Annotated in this window: 16 protein-coding genes, 1 tRNA gene and 1 pseudogene; 5 read left to right on the top strand and 13 right to left on the bottom strand. The window is 71.0% G+C overall.

Going from position 1 to position 23,906, the window contains the following annotated elements; all coding sequences use genetic code 11:
- Positions 1–173: 173 nt before the first annotated feature.
- A complete protein-coding gene (locus tag ABZW18_RS29475) occupies positions 174–395 on the bottom strand; it encodes a hypothetical protein (RefSeq protein WP_356193265.1) in 222 nt (73 codons plus the stop codon).
- Between the two features lie 206 nt (positions 396–601).
- Here ABZW18_RS29475 and ABZW18_RS29470 point away from each other — a divergent pair, with 206 nt between their 5' ends.
- Entirely contained in the window at positions 602–1,183 is a 582-nt protein-coding gene (locus tag ABZW18_RS29470) for a response regulator (RefSeq protein WP_356193270.1), read from the top strand.
- A 162-nt stretch (positions 1,184–1,345) separates the two neighbouring features.
- Here the strand turns inward: ABZW18_RS29470 and ABZW18_RS29465 are convergent, their stop codons facing one another.
- Together ABZW18_RS29465 and lepA are read right to left on the bottom strand one after the other, a co-directional pair.
- Entirely contained in the window at positions 1,346–3,235 is a 1,890-nt protein-coding gene (locus ABZW18_RS29465; RefSeq protein ID WP_356193262.1) for a long-chain fatty acid--CoA ligase, read from the bottom strand.
- A 391-nt stretch (positions 3,236–3,626) separates the two neighbouring features.
- Positions 3,627–5,501 (bottom strand): translation elongation factor 4, encoded by a 1,875-nt coding sequence (lepA, locus tag ABZW18_RS29460; RefSeq protein ID WP_356193260.1) that lies wholly within the window; start codon positions 5,499–5,501, stop codon positions 3,627–3,629.
- Positions 5,502–5,695: 194 nt separating this feature from the next.
- Between lepA and rpsT the strand changes: the two genes are divergently transcribed.
- Entirely contained in the window at positions 5,696–5,962 is a 267-nt protein-coding gene (gene rpsT / locus ABZW18_RS29455; protein ID WP_356193257.1) for a 30S ribosomal protein S20, read from the top strand.
- A 457-nt stretch (positions 5,963–6,419) separates the two neighbouring features.
- Here rpsT and holA read toward each other — a convergent pair whose 3' ends face one another.
- Positions 6,420–7,412: a DNA polymerase III subunit delta gene (holA, locus tag ABZW18_RS29450; protein ID WP_356193254.1), complete on the bottom strand. Its 993-nt coding sequence runs from the start codon at positions 7,410–7,412 to the stop codon at positions 6,420–6,422.
- A 149-nt stretch (positions 7,413–7,561) separates the two neighbouring features.
- Between holA and ABZW18_RS29445 the strand changes: the two genes are divergently transcribed.
- A complete protein-coding gene (locus ABZW18_RS29445) occupies positions 7,562–7,789 on the top strand; it encodes a hypothetical protein (protein ID WP_356193267.1) in 228 nt (75 codons plus the stop codon).
- Positions 7,790–7,799: 10 nt separating this feature from the next.
- On the opposite strand, the gene ABZW18_RS29440 is transcribed toward ABZW18_RS29445, so the two are convergent.
- The 6 genes and pseudogenes from ABZW18_RS29440 to leuS all read right to left on the bottom strand — a co-directional run bounded on the left by ABZW18_RS29440 (position 7,800) and on the right by leuS (position 18,840).
- Positions 7,800–8,597, bottom strand: coding sequence for an arylamine N-acetyltransferase (locus ABZW18_RS29440; RefSeq protein WP_356193251.1), 798 nt, complete (start codon positions 8,595–8,597; stop codon positions 7,800–7,802).
- Between the two features lie 163 nt (positions 8,598–8,760).
- Positions 8,761–10,911, bottom strand: a pseudogene (locus ABZW18_RS29435) (ComEC/Rec2 family competence protein); the annotation flags it as partial.
- 1,049 nt (positions 10,912–11,960) lie between these two features.
- Positions 11,961–12,704: a ComEA family DNA-binding protein gene (locus ABZW18_RS29430; RefSeq protein WP_356193248.1), complete on the bottom strand. Its 744-nt coding sequence runs from the start codon at positions 12,702–12,704 to the stop codon at positions 11,961–11,963.
- Between the two features lie 1,059 nt (positions 12,705–13,763).
- Positions 13,764–14,612, bottom strand: a complete 849-nt coding sequence (locus tag ABZW18_RS29425; protein ID WP_356193245.1) for a DegV family protein — start codon at positions 14,610–14,612, stop codon at positions 13,764–13,766.
- Between the two features lie 66 nt (positions 14,613–14,678).
- On the bottom strand, positions 14,679–15,506 hold the full coding sequence (locus ABZW18_RS29420) for a hypothetical protein (protein ID WP_356193242.1): 828 nt from the start codon (positions 15,504–15,506) through the stop codon (positions 14,679–14,681).
- A 442-nt stretch (positions 15,507–15,948) separates the two neighbouring features.
- Positions 15,949–18,840, bottom strand: a complete 2,892-nt coding sequence (gene leuS, locus ABZW18_RS29415) for a leucine--tRNA ligase (protein ID WP_356193239.1) — start codon at positions 18,838–18,840, stop codon at positions 15,949–15,951.
- A 712-nt stretch (positions 18,841–19,552) separates the two neighbouring features.
- Between leuS and ABZW18_RS29410 the strand changes: the two genes are divergently transcribed.
- Positions 19,553–20,965 (top strand): hypothetical protein, encoded by a 1,413-nt coding sequence (locus ABZW18_RS29410; protein ID WP_356193237.1) that lies wholly within the window; start codon positions 19,553–19,555, stop codon positions 20,963–20,965.
- Positions 20,962–22,524 carry an NADH-ubiquinone oxidoreductase-F iron-sulfur binding region domain-containing protein gene (locus ABZW18_RS29405; RefSeq protein WP_356193235.1) on the top strand — a complete coding sequence of 521 codons (1,563 nt, stop codon included), beginning with the start codon at positions 20,962–20,964 and terminating at the stop codon, positions 22,522–22,524. Before ABZW18_RS29410 ends, ABZW18_RS29405 begins: the two co-directional genes overlap by 4 nt.
- Positions 22,525–22,592: 68 nt before the next feature.
- On the opposite strand, the gene ABZW18_RS29400 is transcribed toward ABZW18_RS29405, so the two are convergent.
- The 3 genes from ABZW18_RS29400 to ABZW18_RS29390 all read right to left on the bottom strand — a co-directional run bounded on the left by ABZW18_RS29400 (position 22,593) and on the right by ABZW18_RS29390 (position 23,410).
- Positions 22,593–22,665, bottom strand: a tRNA-Ala gene (locus tag ABZW18_RS29400).
- Positions 22,666–22,933: 268 nt separating this feature from the next.
- The gene (locus tag ABZW18_RS29395; protein ID WP_214918286.1) at positions 22,934–23,167 is read right to left on the bottom strand and encodes a hypothetical protein; all 234 of its coding nucleotides are present in this window, start codon (positions 23,165–23,167) and stop codon (positions 22,934–22,936) included.
- Positions 23,168–23,170: 3 nt separating this feature from the next.
- Entirely contained in the window at positions 23,171–23,410 is a 240-nt protein-coding gene (locus ABZW18_RS29390; protein ID WP_356193233.1) for a hypothetical protein, read from the bottom strand.
- Between the last annotated feature and the right edge of the window lie 496 nt (positions 23,411–23,906).

Here is a 23,906-nt window from a genome sequence, read left to right as displayed (position 1 = left end):
CTACGAACGCAAAGCCGAACACTTCCTCGCCTTCACCAGCATCGCCTGCACCCTCATCTGCTACCGCCGACTCACCAAATGAGATGACTTCTAAGTGGGCCGTGATGAGCATGGAGACCGACATCCCACAACACAAATCCCCACCCGGCGAGAGGAGGGTCCGTGCGGCGGAACTACGCCCGCTGCCGACTGCGTTGGCCGCCCTCCGGGACGGCGATTTCCGTGTCCGGCTGCCGGGCGCGTTTTTCGAGAGCCCGGTCCCGGATGGCGCCACCCCGGAGGGCATCGCCGCCGACCTCGCCGCCGACCTCGCCTCCGCGTTCAACCAGATCGCCGACCGCAACCAGCACTTCACGGACGAACTGACACGCGTACGTCGAGAGGTCATACGCCATCGACGGCTCGACGAGCGGCTGCCGCCCGGCCCCGGCCAGGGCGGATGGAGGGCGACCGCGAGAAGTCCATCGCCTGCGGCGCCCACGCGTACGTGCCGGAACCGGTGGATGCCGACCGGCCGCTCGGCCTCGCCTGCGACCTGCTCGACCCCGACAGCGCGACCGGCATTTCGCAGTCGCCGGACGATCCCCCCGAGGAACACACCATGAACAGCGGCTTCGCCGCCGCCGCGGCCGGCATCCTCCTGGTGGACGACATGGAGGACAACCTCGTCGCCCTCGAGGCGGTACTCGGCTCCCTCAACGAACCGCTGGTGCGGGCCCGTTCCGGGGAGGAGGCGATGAAGGCGCTGCTGCGCCAGGAGTTCGCCGTCGTCCTGCTGGACGTACTGATGCCCGGTATGGACGGCTTCGAGACGGCCGCGAACATCAAGCGGCTCGACCAGGCCAAGGACGTCCCGATCATCTTTCTGACCGGCACGGACACCGACCGGGGGTACGCGTTCCGCGGCTACGCCACGGGGGCGGCGGACTTTCTCACCAAGCCGTTCGACCCGTGGGTGCTCCGCGCCAAGGTCAGCGTCTTCCTCGATCTGCACCGCAAGAACCGGCAGTTGCAGCATCTGCTGGCCCGGGACCGGGAGCGGCTGGAGGAGCTGGGGGCGCGGCTGGCGACGATTGAGAACCGGCTGGCGGCGGGCAACGTGCCGGATGCGGCGGGGCTGCGGGGCAGCGTGGCGCGGATGGAGGAGACCCTGCGGGAGCTGCGGGGCGAGCGGGTCATGTGACCCGCCCGCCCCACCGAGCGGCGCTCCTCACCGTTACGCATGCCTGCGGTTACGCCTCGCGCGACCCGCGTACATCTCGTCGATCAAGTGCTCGGCTGCAGACGCCGGGGGACGGCCTCCGCATCCCCAGCCGCGCACCCACTCCGCACTCCGCCGCAACCGCTACGCCTCGCGCGAACCCGCATACATCTCGTCGATCAAGTGCTTGTACTCGCGCTCGACGACAGGCCGCTTGAGCTTGAGGCTCGGGGTCAGTTCGCCGTGCTCGATGTCCAGGTCCCGCGGCAGGATCCGGAACTTCTTGATGGTCTGCCAGCGCTGCAGGCCTTCGTTGAGCCGGCTCACGTAACCGCTGACCAGTTCCTGCACCTGCTGCGAGGCGACCACCTCGGAGTACGGCTTTCCTTCCAGGCCGTGCTCCGAGGCCCACTGGGTGAGCGTCGGCTCGTCGAGAGCGATCAGCGCGGTGCAGAAGTTCCGGTCGGCGCCGTGCACCAGGATGTTGGAGACGAACGGGCAGACCGCCTTGAACTGACCCTCGACCTCGGCCGGGGCGATGTACTTGCCGCCGGAGGTCTTGATCAGGTCCTTCTTGCGGTCGGTGATCCGCAGATAGCCGTCCGACGACAGCTCGCCGATGTCCCCGGTGTGGAACCAGCCATCGGGCTCCAGCACCTCCGCGGTCTTCTCGGGCAGCCCGTGGTAGCCCTCCATGATGCCGGGGCCCCGCAGCAGGATCTCGCCGTCGTCGGCGATCCGCACTTCGGTGCCGGGCAGCGGCTTGCCGACCGTGCCCGTACGGTACGCCTCGCCCGGGTTGATGAAGCTGGCGGCGCTGGACTCGGTGAGCCCGTAGCCCTCCAGGATGTGGATGCCGGCGCCGGCGAAGAAGAAGCCGATGTCGGGGGCGAGAGCGGCGGAGCCGGAGACGGCGGCGCGCAGTTGGCCGCCGAAGGCGTCGCGCAGCTTGGAGTAGACGAGCTTGTCGGCGATCGCGTGCTGGGCCGCGAGGCCGAAGGGCACGGACCGGTTGCCGGTGCGGCGGAAGTTGTCCTGCGACGCCTTGGCGTACTCGCGGGCGACCCCGGCCGCCCACTGGAAGATCTTGTACTTGGCCCCGCCGCCCGCCCGGGCCTTGGACGCCACTCCGTTGTAGACCTTCTCGAAGATGCGGGGCACGGCCGCCATGTAGGTCGGCCTGACCACCGGCAGATTCTCGATGATCTTGTCGACGCGGCCGTCGACGGCGGTGACGTGCCCGACGCCGATCTGCCCGGAGATCAGCACCTTCCCGAAGACGTGCGCGAGCGGCAGCCACAGGTACTGCACGTCCTCGCGGGCCACCAGCCCGGTGGCCTCGATGGCGCGGGCCAGGTACGACCAGTTGTCGTGCGGCAGCCGTACACCCTTGGGGCGGCCGGTGGTGCCGGAGGTGTAGATGAGGGTCGCCAGCTGGTCGCCGGTGATCGACTCGATCCGCTCACGGACGCTGTCCGGCTTCTTCTCCAGGTACGCGGCGCCGCGCCGCTCCAGCTCGGCGAGGGAGATCACCCAGCCGTCGGGGTCACCCGCCACGGACTTCGCGTCCGCTTCCTCGATCACCACGACATGCGCCAGCTGGGGCAGCTCGGCGCCACGCTCGCGTGCCTTGTTCAGCTGCTCCGCGTCCTCGGCGATCAGTACCCGGCTGCCGGAGTCCGCGAGGATGAACGCGGTCTCCTCGGCGTTGGTGGTCGGGTAGATGGTGGTGGTCGCCGCGCCTCCACAGAGGATGCCGAGGTCGGAGAGGATCCAGTCGAGGCGGGTGCTGGAGGCGACCGCCACCCGCTCCTCGGGCCGTACACCGAGGTCGATCAGACCGGCGGCAATGGCCAGGACCCGTTCGGAAGCCTGCCTCCAGCTGAGGGAGCGCCATTCGTCCGGGCCCTTGCCCGAGGCTGGTGGGACCGGGTAGCGGAATGCCTCGGCATCCGGTGCCATCTCGACCCGCTCCAGGAAGAGGGTCGCCACGGAGGGCGGCCGGTTTTCGATCAACGTATTTGTGTCGCTCACGACATCCTCCGTGGCCCGCGGCAGTGCTGTGACTGGCTGGAAGTTGTTTAACTGGCGAGTAACCTTCGAGCAGGCATCAGGGTAGAGCGCGTTCGGCCCCTATGAAAGGGGAGTGGCCCACTCGTTGTCTGCGTCTTGTCCTTCGGACAGGGCGTTGCGGGGCAGGTCGGGGGCATTCATCCGGATGGGTGCGAGCCAAAAGCGCCCGCCCCCTCGGGGGACGGGCGCCTGCTGTGGGCCGCGGTAGCTTGCCTCGACTGGTGCGAGGCGGCCGATTCGAGTCGCTGCAATCGATCGACTGCCGCGACCGGTTGCTTCGAGCCAGGGCGATCCGCCCAGACCTGTCCGACTCGGCCGCTTCTGCTCCTTCTTCTGCTACTTCTTCCTTCTGCTACTTCTTCGCCTTGGCGTCGCCGCCGGATTCGTCGCTGGACAGCACCGCGATGAAGGCCTCTTGGGGGACCTCCACGTTGCCGACCATCTTCATCCGCTTCTTGCCTTCCTTCTGCTTCTCCAGCAGCTTCCGCTTACGGGAGATGTCACCGCCGTAGCACTTGGCGAGGACGTCCTTGCGGATCGCGCGGACCGTCTCGCGGGCGATGACGCGGCTGCCGATGGCGGCCTGGATGGGCACCTCGAAATTCTGCCGCGGGATGAGCTCGCGCAGCTTGGCGACCAGCCGCACGCCGTACGCGTAGGACTTGTCCTTGTGCGTGATCGCGGAGAAGGCGTCGACCTTGTCGCCGTGCAACAGGATGTCGACCTTGACCAGATCGGCGGTCTGCTCGCCGGTGGGCTCGTAGTCGAGCGAGGCGTAGCCGCGGGTCTTGGACTTCAGCTGGTCGAAGAAGTCAAAGACGATCTCCGCGAGCGGGAGGGTGTAGCGAAGCTCGACACGGTCCTCGGAGAGGTAGTCCATGCCGAGCAGCGAGCCGCGCCGGGTCTGGCAGAGCTCCATGATCGCGCCGATGAACTCGCTCGGCGCGAGGAGCGTGGCGCGCACGACCGGCTCGTGCACCTCGGCGATCTTGCCGGTGGGGAACTCGCTGGGGTTGGTGACGGTGTGCTCGGTGCCGTCCTCCATGTTCACCCGGTAGACCACGTTGGGGGCGGTCGCGATCAGCTCGAGGCCGAACTCCCGCTCCAGCCTCTCGCGGATGACGTCCAGGTGCAGCAGGCCGAGGAAGCCGACGCGGAAGCCGAAGCCCAGCGCGGCCGAGGTCTCCGGCTCGTAGACCAGCGCGGCATCGTTGAGCTGCAGCTTGTCCAGGGCTTCGCGGAGCTCCGGATAGTCCGAACCGTCCAGCGGGTACAGGCCCGAGAACACCATCGGCTTGGGGTCCTTGTAGCCGCCCAACGGCTGGTCCGCGCCCTTGTTGAGCGAGGTGATCGTGTCACCGACCTTGGACTGCCGGACATCCTTCACACCCGTGATGATGTAGCCGACCTCACCGACGCCGAGGCCGTCGGAGGCCTTCATCTCGGGCGCCGAGACGCCGATCTCCAGCAGCTCGTGGGTGGCGCCGGTGGACATCATCCTGATGCGCTCGCGCTTGTTGAGCTGGCCGTCGACGACTCGTACGTAGGTGACGACGCCGCGGTAGGAGTCGTAGACCGAGTCGAAGATCATCGCGCGGGCCGGGGCGTCCTTGACGCCGATCGGGGCCGGGACCTCACGTACCACCTTGTCGAGCAGCTCCGGTACGCCGACGCCGGTCTTCGCGGAGACCCTGAGCACATCGGACGGCTCGCAGCCGATGAGATGCGCCAGCTCGGCGGCGAACTTCTCGGGCTGCGCGGCCGGCAGGTCGATCTTGTTGAGGACCGGGATGATCGTGAGGTCGTTCTCCATCGCCAAATACAGGTTGGCGAGGGTCTGGGCCTCGATGCCCTGAGCCGCGTCGACGAGGAGGATGCAGCCCTCGCAGGCGGCGAGCGACCGGGAGACCTCGTAGGTGAAGTCGACGTGACCCGGGGTATCGATCATGTTGAGGATGTGCGTGGTGCCCTCATCCTGGCCGGTGGTCGGCGCCCAGGGCAGCCGGACTGCCTGGGACTTGATCGTGATGCCGCGCTCGCGCTCGATGTCCATCCGGTCGAGATACTGAGCGCGCATCTGGCGCTGGTCGACGACACCGGTGAGCTGCAGCATCCGGTCGGCGAGGGTCGACTTGCCGTGGTCGATGTGCGCGATGATGCAGAAGTTGCGGAGGAGTGCCGGGTCGGTACGGCTCGGCTCCGGCGCATTCATTGGGGTCGCGGGCACGCAGGGTCCTGTTTCTTGAGACGCCGATCGCCTCTGGTCGGATCGATACGTAGCCTCCATCCTCCCATGACCGCGGGGCGGCGACCGGTTTGGGAGGGCATCGGGGCTGCTGATAGCCTGGCCTACTGTGCCTCGTGCCCTTTCATGTACGCGGCGCAGCTCAAGAATCCAAACGAACCTGCAAAGGCTCCTTCGTGGCGAACATCAAGTCCCAGATCAAGCGGAACAAGACCAACGAGAAGGCGCGGCTGCACAACAAGGCCGTCAAGTCCTCGCTCAAGACCGCGATCCGCAAGACCCGTGAGGCTGTCGAGGCCGGCGACGTCGAGAAGGCCACCGCGGCTGCTCGTGAGGCGTCGCAGAAGCTCGACAAGGCTGTCAGCAAGGGCGTCATTCACAAGAACGCCGCTGCCAACAAGAAGTCGTCGCTGGCTCAGCGCGTCGCCTCCCTCAAGGGCTGACACTCTTTTTTCTGAAGGGTTCGGGGCTCCGGTCCCCGCCCGTCGACCGGACTCAGCGGTCCCTCTTCCCGCTCCGGCCGACACCACCGCGCCGCACACGGCCTGCGTTCGCCACGCGGGTGCGGCGCACCTCGGATCATCACCGAAGGCCCGGTAGCTGTCCTTCCCCAGGACGGCGCCGGGCCTTCGGCATGCCGAGGCTTCGGCGTGCCCGGCCGTCGGGTGTGCCGAGGCTTCGGTGTGCCGAGGCTCTTCGCTGCGGGTCGCTCTGGCCGCCGAACCCGTACGTGGCCGGACCGAGCGCCGCGCGGCCGTTTGCGATGGCTGTACCGGCCCTGGCACGGCTGTACGAGGAGCGCGGGTGCGGGAACACGGGGCAGGGGGACGGGCGTGCGGCGGTGCGGGGTGTGGGCTCACGGCGGTGCTGGGGTACGGGGCCAGTGCGAGTCAGTGCTGGTCAGTGCGGGCGGGTGGGGCGGGCCGCGCGGGCGACCGCGACCACGGCCTTCTCCAGCGCGTACTCCGGGTCGTCCCCGCCGCCCTTGACCGCTCCGTCCGCCTCCGCCACCGCCCGTAGCGCGGCGGACACCCCGTCGGCCGACCAACCGCGCATCTGCTGCCGCACCCTGTCGATCTTCCACGGCGGCATGCCCAGCTCGCGGGCCAGGTCGCCCGGGCGCATACCGCGCGGGGCGGAGGCGAGCTTGCCGATGGCGCGCACACCCTGGGCGAGCGCGCTGGTGATCAGGACCGGGGCCACACCGGTGGAGAACGACCAGCGCAACGCCTCCAGCGCCTCCGCGGTCCGGCCCTCCACCGCACGGTCGGCGATGGTGAAGCTCGACGCCTCCGCACGGCCCGTGTAGTAGCGGGCCACGACAGCGTCGTCGATGGTGCCCTCGACATCCGCGGCGAGCTGTGCGCAGGCGCTGGCCAGCTCCCGCAGATCGCTGCCGATCGCGTCGACCAGCGCCTGGCACGCCTCGGGCGTCGCAGAGCGTCCGACCGTACGGAACTCGGACCGGACGAAGGCCAGGCGGTCGGCGGGCTTGGTCATCTTCGGGCAGGCGACCTCACGGGCCCCCGCCTTACGGGCCGCGTCCAGCAGCCCCTTGCCCTTGGCGCCGCCCGCGTGCAGAAGGACGAGAGTGATCTCCTCGGCCGGAGCGGCCAGATAGCTCTTGACGTCCTTGATCGTGTCCGCGGAGAGATCCTGCGCGGACCGGACCACCACGACCTTGCGCTCGGCGAACAGCGATGGGCTGGTCAGCTCGGCGAGTGTGCCGGGCTGCAGCGCGTCCGGTGTGAGGTCGCGCACATCGGTGTCCGCGTCGGCGGCCCGCGCCGCGGCGACCACTTGTTGCACTGCGCGGTCGAGGAGCAGGTCCTCCTGGCCCACGGCGAGCGTGACGGGGGCGAGCAGGTCTTCGGTCGAACTCTTCCTGGCCATCGCGGACAGCATCCCACGCCCCGCTGACAGCCCTCGTCGGGCGGCCGCTCCGCGTCGCGCACAATGTTCGGGTGAGCAGTGCAACGCCCCTTCCCGACGAGGCCGACGAATCCCCCGGCCCTCTCGTAACCGCCGCACGTCACCTCCTGGTGCTCCCCGACCGCGATGCCGCGGAGGAGGCCGCCGAGGGGGTCGTCAGCCGTTTCGGACTGGTCGAGGCCGAACATCCGCACCTCGTACGGGACGCCCTGGCGGGCGAGGACGACGCCGAGGACGCGCAGTGGCTGGTCGTGGTCGAAGACCCGTCGGGGCGCCTGGACGCGGCGGCACTGGACGAGTTCGCGATGGAGTACGAGGGCTGGCTCGAGCGGCCCTGAGTCTCAGAGCTCACTCATGCGGGCGCCGCACAGGCCGCACAGTGGGAACGCGGTCGAGGTCGATGCCGAAGTGGATGCGGTAGGCAGCCAGGACCTCCTCGTCGGTCCTCAATTCCTCCTCCCTGCGCTCGCCGGCAACCGTGGTCAGAAGCTTGCGGCCGCTGAGCGTGACGCGTCCGCTCTCGGTCAGCCGCGAGCAGACGAGCTTCTGCGTGAAGTGCGACTTCGGCGACGTGCGGTGCCACCAGCAGGTCGCCTCGAAGTCATGCAGCGTGCGCGGTCTCTGGTCGAGGCGGTACTCGGGATCGTCGTCCTTCAGTACCTCCAGGTCGCCTTGCGGGGCATCGGTGATGCGGAAGGTTCCGCCGGGGTCGGGCTGCTCCCCGCGGTCGGCGAGCCGCAGGGGGTGGTGGCTGTGGTCGCCGAACCCGACGTCGGCCAGCCAGGGTTCATCGAGATCCCCGCCCTCGACACGGAGTGCCAGATGGTCGTACGGCGGGCCGAGCCGGTCGGACCCCGCGACGACGCGGGCGGCAAGCAGAGTCACCGACCAGCCGAGAGAGGCGAGCAGCGCTGCGAACGCGCCGTTCAGTTCGTAGCAGAAGCCTCCGCGCCCGGCCCGTACGACCTTGTCGACGAGCGGTTTCTCCTCGAGGACGATGTCCTCCTCGCGGTGAATGCTCAGATTCTCGAAGGGCACGGTCAGCAAGTGGCGGAGTTGCAGCTCGCGGAGGGCTTCGGCGTCGGCCCGTGAGGGGCGGACGGCTCCGATCCGCTGGAGGTAGGCGTCGGTCTGTGCGGTGTCCATCCGCCCATTTATCGCCGAGTCGGTGCCCGAACGCCACCCGCGTGTCCGCGCCGGACCGAGAACGGGCGGGCGTACGAGCCCGACCCCCGCGCCGGCCGCGAGAACCCGACGGGCCCTTCGGCCCGGACGCTCTGCCGCCACTGACCGCCGTGCCGAGCCGGGACCCGGTGCCGGTCACGGCGATCGCACCGTCGGTGTCCGTGCGCAGCACGGTGGCCCCATCCCGGCGGAGAGCGGTGACGGTGCGGGGCGAAGGATGGCCGTAGGGGTTGTCCTCGCCGCAGGAGATCAGGGCGAGGCGGGGACTGACTTGGTGGAGGAGCCGCGGTTCCTGGTACGCGGAGCCGTGGTGGGCGACCTTGAGGACGTCCACCTGCGGCAGGTCGGGTACGGAGGCCAACAGGCGCTGCTGGGCGGGTGGTTCGAGGTCGCCGAGGAGGAGCAGGGTGAGCCCGGCCGTACGGACCAGCAGCGTGACGCTGGCGTCGTTCGCACCGTCGGCGGGCGAATCGCCGGTCGGGCCGGCAGACGGGGTGCCTTGGGGCTGGGGCCACAGCACCCGCCAACTGAGCGGGCCCAGCCGCCGCTCCCCCGGCGCCGTACGGACCGTGGGGACGCCGGCCTCGGCCGCGACGCGCCGTACGAACTCGGCCTGGTCGGACGGCTGCTCGAGCGTCGTGGTCTCGATCGCGCCCACCGCGCGGCCACGTAACACCCCCGGCAGACCGGCCACATGATCGGCGTGAAAGTGCGTGAGCACGACCAGGGGAATGCGGGTGACACCCAGGGTGCGCAGGCAGCGGTCGGCGAGTGCGGGCTCGGGCCCGGCGTCCACGACCACGGCGGTGCCGCCGCCCGCCGAGAGGACCAGCGCGTCGCCCTGGCCCACATCGCAGACGGCGAATCGCCAGCCGGGAGGCGGCCAGCCGGTGATCAGCCGCGGCAGCGGTGCCGGGCGGATGATCGCCAGCAGGAGGAACAGGGCGCACGCCGCGCACAGCCAGGAGTGCCGCAGCAACCGGGGCGCTGCCCGTACGGCGACGGCCGTCACCGCGGCGAGCAGCAGACCCCCGGTCCAGCCGCCCGGCCAGTCCATCTCGGCGCCCGGCAGCGCGGCGCCGGTACGGGCGATGGCCGCGATCCACTCGGCAGGCACTCCGCCCAGCCAGGCGGCCCAGGCAGCGACGGGTGGGACGACGGGCGCGGCTGCCAGAGCAGCGAACCCGAAGACGGTCGCCGGAGCGACGGCGAGCTCCGCGAGCAGATTGCACGGGATCGCCACCAGGCTGACGCGCGCCGCCAGTACGGCGACGACGGGGGCGCAGACGGCCTGTGCGGCGGCCGCTGCCGCGAGCACTTCGGCGAGTCGCGGCGGGACTCGGCGGCGCTGTAGTGCGGTGCTCCAGCGCGGGGCGATCGTCAGCAGCGCGGCCGTGGCCAGTACGGAGAGCAGAAAGCCGTAGGAGCGGGCGAGCCAGGGGTCGTAGAGGATCAGCAGGAGTACGGCTGTGGCCAGGGCGGGCAGCAGGGATCTGCGACGGCCGGTGGCGATGGCGAGCAGCGCCACGAGTCCGCAGGCGGCGGCCCGGAGCACGCTCGGCTCGGGCCGGCAGACGACCACGAACGCGAGGGTGAGCAGCCCGCCGAGCAGCGCGGTGGTCCGCAACGGGACGCCCAGCCGCGGCGCGAGCCCCCGGCGCTCGGCGCGGATGGCGAGGTGCGGGGGTCCGATGAGCAGCGCGAGCAGGATGGTGAAGTTGGCTCCGGACACCGCGGTGAGATGCACCAAGTCCGTCGCGTGGAAGGCCTCGTCGAGTTCGGGCGGGATACGGGAGGTGTCCCCGACGACCAGCCCGGGAAGCAGGGCGCGGGCGTCGGGTGAGAGCCCGTCGGTCGCCTTCCGCAGCCCCGCGCGCAGGCTCCCGGCAGCTCGCTGGAGCGCGCTCGGCGGACCGATCACCTGCGGCGGAGCGCCCCCGGCGACCCGCAGCACCGCGGCAACCGGTCCACCGCCACCGGGCAGCGGTGGGACGAGCCGGGCACGCACGCGCAGCCGCGTCGAAGGCAGCAACCCGAGCCAGGACGCCTGCGGCTGGGCCCTGGGGATACGCGCGCGGTCGTCCCCGAGCGGCCCCTCACCGGAGTGCGGGAGCCCGCCCACGAAGTGAGCGTTCCCGACGCCCGCGGCGCGAGCGCCAGCGCCCCCGACGCCCACAGCAGCGCGCGTATGCCCGCCCCTCACGACCGCGCGAGTCTCGGTGGGTTCGCCTGGCAATAGAGCGCGAGCACCTCCGCCCCCCACGACAGCGCCAATCCCGGTGGGTTCGCCCCGCAATAGAGCGCGAGCACCCCCGTCCCCCACGACCGCACGAATCCCGGTGAATTCACCTCCCAAGCCAGCACGAGCACCCCCGTCCCCCACGACAGCGCGAGTCTCGATGAGTTCGCCTCCCACTGGATCACGAGCACCTCCGCCCCCGACTCCCGGCGCGGCCCATGCCGCGGTGGGTTCGGGCTCTGCTGTCCTGGAGCCCGGAGCAAGGGCTCGACCCGTCCCGGCCTGCCGCGCCTCACCGGTGACGGCGCCCAACCCAGGCACCCCCGTCCCGGATGCCCCCTCCCCGGGCGCAGCTCGGCTCTCGGCGGGCGAGTCGCTCGCGGCGCCCCCACTTCCGGTTGCTGGGCCTCGATCGCTTCCGTCGGCTTCAGAACCTCCGGCCTGCCGGGGCGAGCCCTGCTGCTGTACGAAGACGAGGACGGGTGTGTGCGTCGATGTGACCGTGCCGTCCGTGGCCGTCACGCGCTCGGCCTCCGCCTCCAGTACGACGACTGCGGGGGCACGTTGTGCGCCGTGGACGCGGGGTCGCATGAGACGGGGGTCGCCGGTCAAGGTCAGCTCGACCGTGGCGTGAACGTGCTCCTCTGCCAGTCCCGGCAACGGCCCACGGCGCAGATCCGCGGCTTGGAGGGCGCCCGAGCCCGCAGCAGCGGCCGCGCAGAGCAGCGCCGCTACGGCCACCGAGCTTCTGCGGCCGCGGGCGCCAGCAGTTCGCGGCCCCCAGTCCCGGGCACCGGCAGTTCGCGGCCCCCGGTCCCGGCCGCCGACGGCTCCCGGCTCGGAGCCGTCGGAGCAATCTGCCCCCGTACGGCGGGCCGTGGCCCCGCGGAGTAGCAGGACCGTCGCTATCCCCACACAAAGGGTCACGCCCGCGACTGTCCACACGGCCGGAGCCCCCAGGGCGAGCGCGGCCGCCGCCCAGGCGGCGAGGGCAGGGGGAAAGAGACGAAGATCGGCCGGGCCGTCCTGGCGCGGTTCGGACGCCCCGAGACGGTGGCCGGAGTCCGCATGGGGGCCGACCCGGGTCATGGCTGCACGAGGGGGCGCAAATCGGCGAAACGGCGGTCACCGATGCCGTCGACGTCCCGGAGTTGATCGACAGAGCTGAACCCCCCGTTCTGCTCGCGGTAGTCGAGGATGTGCTGAGCGAGGACCGGCCCGACTCCGGGCAGCGTGTCGAGTTGCTCCACGGTGGCGGTGCTGAGGCTGATCGGGCCCGTGGCCGCGTCCGGCGGCCCCGCACCCGCCGCCGCTCCCGATCCGCCCGTACCCGCCGTCCCCGTACCCGCCGACCCGGTGCCCACCGACCCCGCGGGTGCCGGGCCCCCGACGACCACCTGCTCGCCGTCATTGAGGATGCGTGCCCGGTTCAACGGGCCGGTCTCCGTGCCCGGACGCACCCCACCCGCTGCTCGCAGCGCATCGGCGACCCGTGAACCGGCGGGCAGCCGCTGGATCCCCGGCTTGCGGACCTTGCCCGTCACATCCACCACGATGCGACGGTCCGCGCCGCCCGTGGCCGGCGTGCCGGGAGAAGGGTTCGGCGCGGAGGGAACGGTGATGCGATCGGGCTGCGCAGGGGGTTCGGCGGCCGGAGCCCGCACGGTCTGCGGACGGCCGGTCCAGTAGTGGTAGGCGGCGAACCCTCCGGCGAGGACGAGCACCACGGTCAGAGCTGCCAGCGCCCGGGGCTCGATGCCGCACCTCAACTGCAGCCACAGCGGCAGTCGTTCGCGTAGGGCGAGCCGCCACCGGGTTCCTCGCGGCACGGCTTCGGCCCGATCGGTGCCCTTGTCCGGCAGATCAGTGCCAACTTCCGGTGGATCAGGGCTGCCGCTCGGTTCCCGCCGCGTGGTCTCGGGCCGTCCGGCGGGGCGCGGCCCCGTACTCGTGCGGCGGCGGGTCGGCGGCGCTGTACCCGCACGGATCGAGACGGCCGGGGCCGCAGCCGCGTCCCGGGCTGCGTTCCCGTGCGGCCCCGGACTGGCCGCTGCCGAGTTCGCCGAGTCGGGAACCGCATCACGGGTCGTTGCCCACGAAGGCGTCAGCCGAGCGGCAGGCGCCGGGAGGAGCGCCGCGGCACGCTCTCGCACCGCCGACACCCGGAGCTCCGGGGCGTCGGCCGTGCGACCCCAGGACGACGTACGGCGCGGACGGCTCGCGCGGCGCAGCCCATGACGCCGCCGGGCCCGGTTGTCGGAGCCGGGCGCACGGCCCGGACCACTGCTTACTGTGCGTGATCGGCTTCCCATGCCGACCGACCATAAGCGCGATCCGCACGCCCCGCTCCGTCGTCCCAATTTCAGTGGATAACCCACCAGTTGTGGAAAACCTGGTCACCCAATCGGGCTCCGGAAGCGTGGGCTCCGCGGCGGAGCAGCACCTCTCCACCCCGAATGGGGCCACGGTCCCCAGCCTTGCGCCCGCTACCCGCGACTTGCCGCCCGCGACCGGCCGACTCCGGCGCACCAACTCCGGCCCACGCCCCCGAGAATGTCCGCAATACGCATGAGTCGGTCAAAGCCGGCCCGTCACCGTTCGTCCGCCTGCCTGCCCGCCTGCCTGCCTGCCTGGCCGCCTGCCCGCCTGCCCGCCTGCCCGCCTGCCAAGCAGCACGTACCAGGTCCGCGAAGCGCCAAGCTGCCGAGCGCGTCATCAACCGCCGTGCGCGCCCCGCTCACGCAGCTTCTCGCGCTTTCTCACTGCCGAGCTTGCCGCCCTCTGTACTGCCCCGCCGCCGCGGCTCCGTTCGCCGAGTGGCCGCACGGACTCTGAGCCGCTGGCCCCTCACCCCGCGACCCAGCCCTCCACCCGCGACCGGCCCGCGTTCAGCCCTTGGGCGAGAGCACCGCGCCCAGCAGCCCCGGCCCCGTGTGCGCCCCGATCACCGCGCCCACCTCGCTGACATGCAGCTCCGCAAGGCCCGGCACGCGCTGCCGCAGACGGGCCGCCAGCTGCTCCGCCCGCTCCCACGCCGCCAGGTGGTGGACCGCGATGTCCACCGGGCTCGCCCCGGCCCGCTCGACAACGAGTTCCTCGAGCCGGGCGATGGCCTTGGATGCCGTACGGACCTTCTCGAGGAGTTCGATGCGGCCACCGTCCAGCTGGAGCAGCGGTTTCACGGCGAGGGCCGAGCCCAGGAGTGCTTGGGCAGCGCCGATACGGCCACCCCGCCGCAGGTAGTCGAGGGTGTCGACGTAGAAGTACGCAGAGGTGCCCGCGGCGCGCTTCTCCGCCGCGGCCACCGCCTCGTCCAGCGTGCCCCCGGCCTCGGCGGTCTCCGCCGCGGCCAGGGCGCAGAAGCCGAGTGCCATGGCGACCATTCCCGTGTCCACCACCCGCACCGGCAGCGGCGCATCCCTGGCGGCGACCACGGCCGCGTCGTACGTCCCGGACATCTCGGCGGACAGGTGCAGCGACACGATCCCGTCCGCACCGGCCTCCGCCGCCGCGCGGTAGGCGGCAGCGAACACCGCCGGGCTCGGCCGGGAGGTCGTCACCGACGTACGCCGCTGCAACGCCTGGGCAACCGACCGGGCGGACACCTCCGTGCCCTCTTCCAGTGCCTGGTCGCCGAGCACCACCGTCAGCGGCACCGCGGTGATGCCGTGCCGCGCCATCGCCTGCTGGGGCAGGTAGGCCGTTGAATCGGTGACGATAGCGACATGGCGGGACATGACAGGGAGATTATCCGGGGACGTCCGCGGCCGACAGTGCGGCCCCACCCAAGCGTCGTCCACCGGTCAGGTCGTGCTCTCCGGCCGACGGGCCTTCTCCCAGGGGGTCCTGGTCTGCCGACGCGTGTCACGGGCGGTGATGGCGGGCGGTTCCTGTGACGCCGCGTCCGGTCTCGAAACGTCCGGCCAGGTCGGCGTGGGGACGGACGCGGAGGCAGCGGGAGGGGCAGCCGGCTGCGCGGCGGACCCCGATGCCGCTGCCGATACCGGTGCCGAGGCATGCGCCGACGGCGAAGCGCCGGACCGCTGGGCCGCAGGCCCTGTCCCCGTCCCCGACTCCTGCTCCGGCTGGGTCGTCCAGTGCCGCAGCGCCCCCGACTCGACCTCGATCTGATTCCCCAGCGCCGCCAGGTCCTCGTCCGCGAACTGCCGCGCCCGGTCCTGCGCCGCCCAGCGCAGCGAGTTCGAGTGGTGGACGACCCGCTCGATGCGCTCGCGCAGCTCCGGCAGCCGGGCCATGACCCTGGCCTTGTCGGGCTCGCGCTCGAGCCGCTTGAGGTCGTCGTCCAGCTCGTGCCCGTGCGCGCTCAGCTGCCGGAAGAGCCGCAGCGCCTCCGCCAGCGATACGTCCTCGGGCGACGCCGCGTGCAGCGCATCCTGGGTGGATCTCATGGACGTACGCAGCTCGAGCCGTAGCTCGGCCAGCTGCCCTGCCGCCCCCGGCTGGGCGTACTGCCTGGCTTTGAGCGTGGTGTCCTCGACGGTGCGGCGCGCCTGCGCGACCGTACGGTCCACTCCCCGCTTGGCCGCCGACAGCAGCTTCACCGACACATAGGCGCCGACCGCGACGAAGACCACGAAAAGCAGCGCCAGGATCAGGATGGCGGCTTCCATGAGCGCTCCTTCGCGATGACGACGGTCGTTACCTCCTACCGTAAACGGCTCGGGCCGGTTGGTGGTTCCACAGGGACCCCCAACCGGCCCGTAGGGGAAACCCCGAAGCACCCGTTCCCACGGCGTGACCGGCGGAGGCATCACCGGCACGGCATCACCGGACGGTTCACCGACCACGGCGTCACCGTCGCGCAGAGGCACGCGCACAGAGCCACCACCGCGCGGCATCACCGGCCACACAGCATCACCCACGCACTGCGCCACCGTCATCACCCACGCGCAGCATCACTCACGCACAGCATCACTCACGCACAGCATCACTCACGCACAGCATCACTCACGCACAGCATCACTCACGCACAGCGTCACGGGCCTCACCGGCGTCACCGGCGTCACCACGACACCGCGGCACCGCGGCACCGCACAGCCGCACCGCACAGCCTCACGCCGGAACGATGTTCACCAGCTTCGGCGCCCGCACGATGACCTTGCGGATACCCGCGCCGCCCAGCGCCGCCTGCACGCCCGCGTCCTCCAGCGCCAGCCGCTCCAGCTCCTCGTCCGCGATCGACGGCGACACCTCCAGACGTGCCTTGACCTTGCCCTTGATCTGCACCACGCAGGTCACCGTCTCGTCGACGACATACGCCGGATCGGCGACCGGGAAGGCCTCGTGCACGACCGTCGACTCGTGGCCCAGCCGGTGCCACAGCTCCTCGGCGATGTGCGGCGCCAGCGGAGCGGTGAGCAGCACCAGCTGTTCCGCGATCTGCCGGGGCACCGGGCCGCCGGCCTTCGTCAGATGGTTGTTCAGCTCCGTCACCTTGGCGATGGCGGTGTTGAAGCGCAGGTTCTCCATGTCCTGCGCGACACCGTCGATCGCCTTGTGCAGGGCACGCAGCGCCGCCTCGTCCGGCTCGGTGTCGGTGACGGTCACCTCGCCGGTGTTCTCATCGACGACATTGCGCCACAGCCGCTGCAGCAGCCGGTACTGGCCGACCACCGCGCGCGTGTCCCAGGGCCGGGAGACGTCCAGCGGGCCCATCGCCATCTCGTACAGCCGCAGCGTGTCGGCGCCGTACTCGGCACAGATCTCGTCCGGAGTGACCGCGTTCTTCAGGGACTTGCCCATCTTGCCCAGCAGCCGGGATACGGGCTCGCCCTCGTAGAAGAACTCTCCGTCCCGCTCCTCGACCTCGGCGGCCGGTACGGCGATGCCGCGGCTGTCCCGGTAGACGTAGGCCTGGATCATGCCCTGGTTGAACAGCTTGTGGAACGGCTCGAAGGAGGAGATGTGGCCGAGGTCGAACAGCACCTTGTGCCAGAAGCGGGCGTACAGCAGGTGCAGTACGGCGTGCTCGGCGCCGCCCACGTACAGGTCCACGCCGCCCGCCGCCTGGCCCTCACGCGGCCCCATCCAGTACTGCTCGATGGCGGGGTCGACCAGCTTCTCGCTGTTGCGCGGGTCCAGGTAGCGCAGCTCGTACCAGCACGAACCCGCCCAGTTGGGCATGGTGTTGGTCTCCCGGCGGTACTTCCTGACGCCGTCGCCCAGATCCAGCTCCACATTGACCCAGTCCTCGTTGCGGGACAGCGGGGTCTCCGGGGAGGTGTCGGCGTCATCGGGGTCGAACGTCCGCGGCGAGTAGTCGTCGACCTCCGGCAGCTCGACCGGCAGCATCGAGTCGGGCAGCGCGTGCGCGATCCCGTCCTCGTCGTAGACGATCGGGAACGGCTCGCCCCAGTAGCGCTGGCGGCTGAACAGCCAGTCGCGCAGCCGGAAGTTGACGGTGCCCTCGCCGATGCCCCGGGCCGACAGCCACTCGGTGATCTTCGCCTTGGCGGCCACGACGCCCAGGCCGTCCAGCGAGATCCCGGTGCCTGAGGAGTTCACGATTCTGGCGTCGTACGAGTCGAACGAGTCGTCCCAGGTGGCCGGGTCCGTGCCGCGGTCGTCGACCGGCTCCACCACACAGCGCATCGGCAGCTCGAAGGCGCGGGCGAAGGCAAAGTCGCGGCTGTCGTGCGCCGGGACGGCCATGATGGCGCCCGTGCCGTAACCCATCAGCACGTAGTCGGCGACGAAGACCGGCACCCGCTCGCCGCTGACCGGGTTGGTGGCGTACGCGCCGGTGAACACACCGGTCTTGTCCTTGGCCTCGGTCTGCCGCTCGACCTCGGACTTGGCCGCGGCCTGCTTGCGGTACTCGGCCACCGCCTCCGCAGGGGTGGCGTGCCCGCCGGTCCACACCGCGTGCGTGCCCTCGGGCCAGGTGTCGGGAACGATCTCGTCGACCAGTTCGTGCTCGGGTGCCAGCACCATGTACGTGGCCCCGAACAGGGTGTCCTGACGGGTCGTGAAGACGGTGATCCGCTGCTCGTCACCCACCGGGAAGTCGACCCGGGCGCCCTCGCTCCGCCCGATCCAGTTGCGCTGCTGCAGCTTGATCGCCTCGGGCCAGTCCAGCTCGTCCAGGTCGTCCAGCAGCCGGTCCGCGTAGGCGGTGATGCGCATGTTCCACTGGCGCAGCTTGGCCTTGAAGACCGGGAAGTTGCCGCGTTCGGAGCGGCCGTCCGCGGTGACCTCCTCGTTGGCCAGGACGGTGCCCAGACCGGGGCACCAGTTGACGGGCGCGTCGGAGGCGTACGCCAGCCGGTACTCGCCCAGGATGTCGGCCCGCTCGGCCTCGGACAGCTCCGCCCAGGGCCTGCCGTCCGGGGTCTGCCGGGCACCGGAGGCGAACTGCTCGACCAGGGTGTCGATCGGCCGGGCCCTGCCCGCCTCCTCGTCGTACCAGGAGTTGAAGATCTGCAGGAAGATCCACTGGGTCCACTGGTAGTAGTCCGGGTCGATCGTGGCGAACGACCGGCGCTTGTCGTGGCCCAGACCCAGCCGGCGCAGCTGGACCTTCATGGTCTCGATGTTGGCCTCGGTGCTGACCCGGGGATGGGTGCCGGTCTGCACCGCGTACTGCTCGGCGGGCAGGCCGAACGCGTCGAAGCCCAGGGTGTGCAGGACATTGTGGCCGGTCATCCGGGTGAACCGGGCGTAGACATCGGTGGCGATGTAGCCCAGCGGGTGGCCGACGTGCAGCCCCGCACCCGAGGGGTACGGGAACATGTCCATGATGAACTTCTTCGGACGGGCCACGACCTCGGCCGGCCCGCCCAGGCCACCCTCGGGGTTGGGCGTCTCGTACGTGCCCTCGGCGTCCCAGAAGTCCTGCCAGCGTGCCTCGATGTCGGCGGCCATCGCCGCCGTGTAACGGTGCGGCGCGGCCACCTCGGCCGGGGCCCCCTGACGCAGGCCGGGGGCGGAATTGGTCTCGCTCATCGTCCTCGAAGCTCCATCGGTCGTCTCTGCCTACGGAATCGGACCGGCTGGTCCGTGAAACAAAAAGACCCCTCGCACAGGAGGGGACGCCGCGCCGATTCCGACCGGCTTTCCAGCCGGAAGGGACTGATCAGCGCGGCCCGCTAAGCAGAAGGCGTACGGCACGCATGGCCTCAGGGTACCGCAGCGCTCGCGTGACGCGCGCAGAGAGCCACCGGGGCGACCCGGCGCGCGATCGGCGCCCGCACACCGCCTCGCGCTCACGCTGCGTCCCGACCCATTCCCTGTGCGTACACGATCCGGGGGTACGCAGCCCCTGCCCGCCGATGCGTGAACCCCGTTCAACACCGGCGCGAGTGCAGATGATTTTCGTCATGCTTGATCGAAACTATTGACCTCGAAGGCCCATCCCTTTGCGTTTCGAGGGGTAAGGGCCCCTCGCACGTTTATCACGGACTGTCCGGTTCGCGTCCGGCGATCACTCCCCAAATGGCGCTGTTTGTAGGGCTCTTGAACTCCCGCACTGTCACGGACTGTTCCCCATTGACATTCGAGCAAATAACCAAACACCCGGATGATCTTCTCAGCGCCACTTAGCATGCGGAGCCGGGACCCCTCTCCCCGCACCACTGGAGTCGCCCGCATGCACCCTCATCGCAAAAACCGAAAAACGTCCTCATTGCCCCGCCCGGTCGTTTACGCCGGAACAGGCGTGGTCATCGTCCTCATCCTGGTGTTCGCACTGGTCTCCGGGGGCGCGCTGCGCACCGCTCTGGACTTCACCACCGGCGTGCTCACCCTGGTGTCGCTCACCTCCGCAGTCGTCTGGGGGCTGATAGCCGCCGACCGCGTCCTGCTCGACATCCGGCAACGGCTGCTCTCCCAGGGCATCCACCGCGCGTTGGGCGTCGGATCGCTCGGTTTCCTGCTGCTGCACATCACCATCAAGGTCGCCGACGGACACACCAGCCTCATCGGCGCGCTCGTGCCGTTCGGCCTCGGTGTACAGGGCTCGGCGGGGCTCATCGGACTCGGCTCGCTCGCGGCGTACCTCATGGTCATCGCCGGCGCGACCGGAGCACTGCGCAGCGCCTTCACCACCACCCCGGGCCAGGCCGCCGGCCGCTGGCGCACCCTGCACGCCCTGGCCTACCCCGCATGGGGTTCCGCCCTGCTGCACGGTCTGAACGCCGGGCGCCCGGCGGCCGTATGGGTGGTCACCATGTACTCGCTTTCCGTGCTCGCCGTGGGAGCGGCAGTGGCCGTGCGGCTGCTCCCGGCGCCCCAGCGGCGGCGCATCGCGCGCCTGCTGATGACCGTCACCCGGCCCGGCGCGCTCACCACCGCTCGTGACGCTCCGGCGCCCGCCCGCGACCCCTCCGTGGCACCGCTGCCCGGAGCGGGCCGGTTCCCCGCCCAGCGCACCGGGACCAGCATCGAGGAGCCGCCACTCCGGCTCGACTCGACGCCGCGTCCCACGCCGATCGCGACCAGCCGGGGGGCGGGCATCTCGGCCGCGTACCGGGCCGTCTCGGCGGCTCCGCAGCCCGACCCCTTCGGATCGGCGCCCACCAGGTCCATGCCGCCGGTGCCATCGGCAGACCCGTCCACGGGGTCGTTCCCGACCGTGACGCAGTACGGGTCCTCCACGGACCCGCTGCCGCCCATCCCGTCGTACGGCGCCCCCACGGAGTCCCTGCCGCCCATCCCCTCCTACGGCGCCCCCTACGGCGACACGGAGTCCGCGCCGCCCGTTCCGTCGTACGGCGCCCCCACGGAGTCCCTGCCGCCCATCCCCTCCTACGGCGCCCCCACGGAGTCCCTGCCGCCCATCCCCTCCTACGGCGCCCCCACGGAGTCCCTGCCGCCCATCCCCTCCTACGGCGCCCCGACCGAGGCCCTGCCGCCCATCCCGTCGTACGCGGCGCCCACGGAGTCCATACCGACCGTGTCGCCGTATCCGACGCAGCAGCCCACGCAGACCTCCGGACGCTGGCCGGCCCCGTCCCCGCCGCCGCCCGCGGAGACTGTCAGGCGCCGGGTGGACCCGGACGCGGCCTCCGGGCCGCCCTATCCTCCCCCGCCCGGTGAACCGTGGCACGAGCCCGCAGGAGACCGGCCATGAACGCACCACTGCCCGACGTACCCGAGGTCCGTGTGGTCGGTCTGCCTCAGCTGACCACCGGCTTCGATCTGGTTCACCGGCTCGACCTCGCCATGCATCTGAAGGTGCACGGTGCCCTGGAGCCGATCGTCGGGGAGCGGCTCGCCGAACTGGCCGACGCCATCTCGCTGAACGGCCGTGGCGGCGCGGGCTTCCCGTTCGCCAAGAAGCTGCGGGCCGTGGCCAAGAGCGCCATCCGCCGGGGTGTGCGCCCCGTGGTCGTCGTCAACGGCAGCGAGGGCGAGCCCGCCTGCCGCAAGGACACCGTGCTGCTGTGCCGGGCGCCGCATCTCATCCTGGACGGCGCCCTGCTGGCCGCCGAGGCGCTCGGCGCCCGCACGCTGGCCATCGCCGTGACCCGCGACTCGACCGAGGCCTCCATGCGGGAGGCACTGGCGGAGCGCGGGCTGTCCGACCGGCGCGGCCGGGGGCTGCGCGCGCGGGTCGTCAGAACCCCCGAGCGGATGGTCTCCGGTGAGGCCTCCTCGGTGATCCGGGCCATCAACGGCGGCCCGTCGCTGCCCTCCGGCCGCAAGGTACGTGCCTCCGACACGGGCGTGGCAGGCGCGCCGACCCTGCTGTCCAACGCCGAGACCTACGCCCAACTCGCCGTCGCCGCACGGCTGGGAGCGCACCGCTACGGCAACACCGGCCTGATGGACGAGCCCGGCACGGTGATGCTCACGGTGTCCGGTTCCGTGGCCCGGCCGACCGTCCTCGAAGTACCGGTCGGCGTGCCGCTGCGCTACGTCCTGGAGCTGTGCGGTGCGCCGCCCATGCCGCAGGCGGTGCTGACCGGCGGCTACCACGGCGACTGGATCGACGGAATGACCGCGTCCGGCGCCATCGTCTCCAGAAAGGCGCTCTCCACGGCCGGAGGGGCCCTGGGAGCGGGCGCGATCCTGCCCATCGGGCCGGAGACCTGCCCGCTCGGCGAGTCGCTGAGAATCGCGAACTGGCTGGCGGCCGAGACCGCGGGGCAGTGCGGCCCGTGCAAGCTGGGCCTGCCCGCCGCGGCGGCCGGCCTGTCCGAGGTGCTGGGCGGCGGCGGCCCGACCGCGCTGGAGGCCGTACGGCAGGTGACCCAGGCTGTGCGCGGCCGCGGGGCCTGCAAGCACCCGGACGGGTCCGTGCGCTTCCTCCAGTCCACGCTGAAGGTCTTCACCGACGACCTCGCCGCGCATGTGCTCGGCGGCGGCTGCGGGCGGCCGACTCAGGGTGTGCTGCCCCTGCCGAACCCGGGCTACCAGGAGGAGGGCGTGCCGAGCGGCGAGAAGCTGGCGGTGGACTGGACGCTGTGCGAGGGCCACGGCCTGTGCGCGGGCCTGGTGCCGGAGCTCATCCGGATGGGGCCGGACGGCTACCCGGCGTTCGCGGACGCGGCCGTCCCGATGCATCTGAGGGGGAACGCGCAGCGGGCGGTGCGCCGGTGCCCCGAACTCGCGCTCCGTCTCGAGCCGACGCCCGCCGAGCGCCCTCAGCCGAGCAGGAAGGCGCTCCCCCGGGGCGGCCGGAGCTGACCCCGGGGTCCGGGGTCCCGGACATACGAGAGCGGGCCGTCCGATCGGACGGCCCGCTCTCGTATCTGTGGAGCTAAGGAGAATTGAACTCCTGACCTCCTGCATGCCATGCAGGCGCTCTACCAACTGAGCTATAGCCCCAGGTCCAGCTGCCGTCGGCGCCCCGGCGGCTGCGCCAACCTTACACGGGCCCCCTGGCCTTCCGGCAAATCCATGGCCACTTGTCACGGCGGTCGGAAGCCCGGCTGCGGGCCGCGGTGTCGGGCGTCACCTTCCGGGCCGCGCGGCGGGCGTATCGACGATCCACGGTGGCTCGCCACGGTGGACTGGAGTCGTACGTCGCGGAGGGGGCTCTGCGGGCGCGGACCGTGGCCAGGCGGTCGAGCAGTCCACCGGTGAGGTCGGGCAGTCAGGCGGTCGCGAAGGAGTAGAAGCGCTTGAGGGTGCAGTGCTCGTCGAGCAGCCGTCCGTAGATCGGCTCGCCCTCCAGCTCGCGGTAGGTCTCGATCGGGTCGCCTTTTATGATCAGCGCCCGGGCGCATTCCTCGCACCAGTACTGGTAATCGGGGTTGATCGGCTCCATGTCGCGGACGATCGGCGTCCCGCTGCCGCACCAGTCGCATTTCCGCCTGTGTGCACCCATCAGTCAGCTCCAGCTGTGGCCGCAGGCCGTGCACACGTAGGAGATCCCGCCGTTGTCGCCGAGGACCTGGGCGACATGGGCAGAACCGCAGGACGGACACCGCAGGAGGACATCGCTGTGCTGAGCGAGGATCGGGTCGGCGGGACAAGTGAAGCGGAGCGCGTACTCCGGGAGCCAGTCGTAACCTTGCGCCTCGGCAATGTCGAGAAGATCGTTGACCTCCTCGAGAATGCTCGTCGGCATGCGCGATCCCTTTCCCTTCCGGCCGTCCGATTCTGCCATGGCACGGCGCGGAGGTCAGTGATGACTGTCATCTTCGCCCGGGACGCGCCCGTTGGCTCGCCCGCACCGCATCGATCCGGCCACAGAACCGGCCACCATCCGGCCAAGGCCGCTGCCGCCGGCACGAAGGCTCCGCCGATCGAAGCATGGGCTGCGCCCTGCCTGCCGCCCGGGCCGAGGCTGCCTGACAGGGGACGTCGGCCCAACTGGCCGGTGTCCACGCCGAGTCGACAGGCCTGCGACCCAGCCGTGAACCCCGCGCGGCAGATCCGGGCCCCGATGACACCCACGGACGTCCACGGGCGCCCCGCGACGTACACGGAGGCGGTGCACTGAGGCAGCGTGCACAAAGCACCGGTCCCGCCTCCCTCGGAGGGGAGGCGGGACCGGTGCGAGTGTGGAGCTAAGGAGAATTTAAAACCTTACCGCCTGCAAGCAGATAGGAAGAGCGTGGTGT

The organism is Streptomyces sp. NPDC004647 (assembly GCF_040609575.1).
In the GTDB taxonomy this organism is placed as follows: domain Bacteria; phylum Actinomycetota; class Actinomycetes; order Streptomycetales; family Streptomycetaceae; genus Streptomyces.
This window is presented reverse-complemented; position numbering and strand designations above follow the sequence as displayed.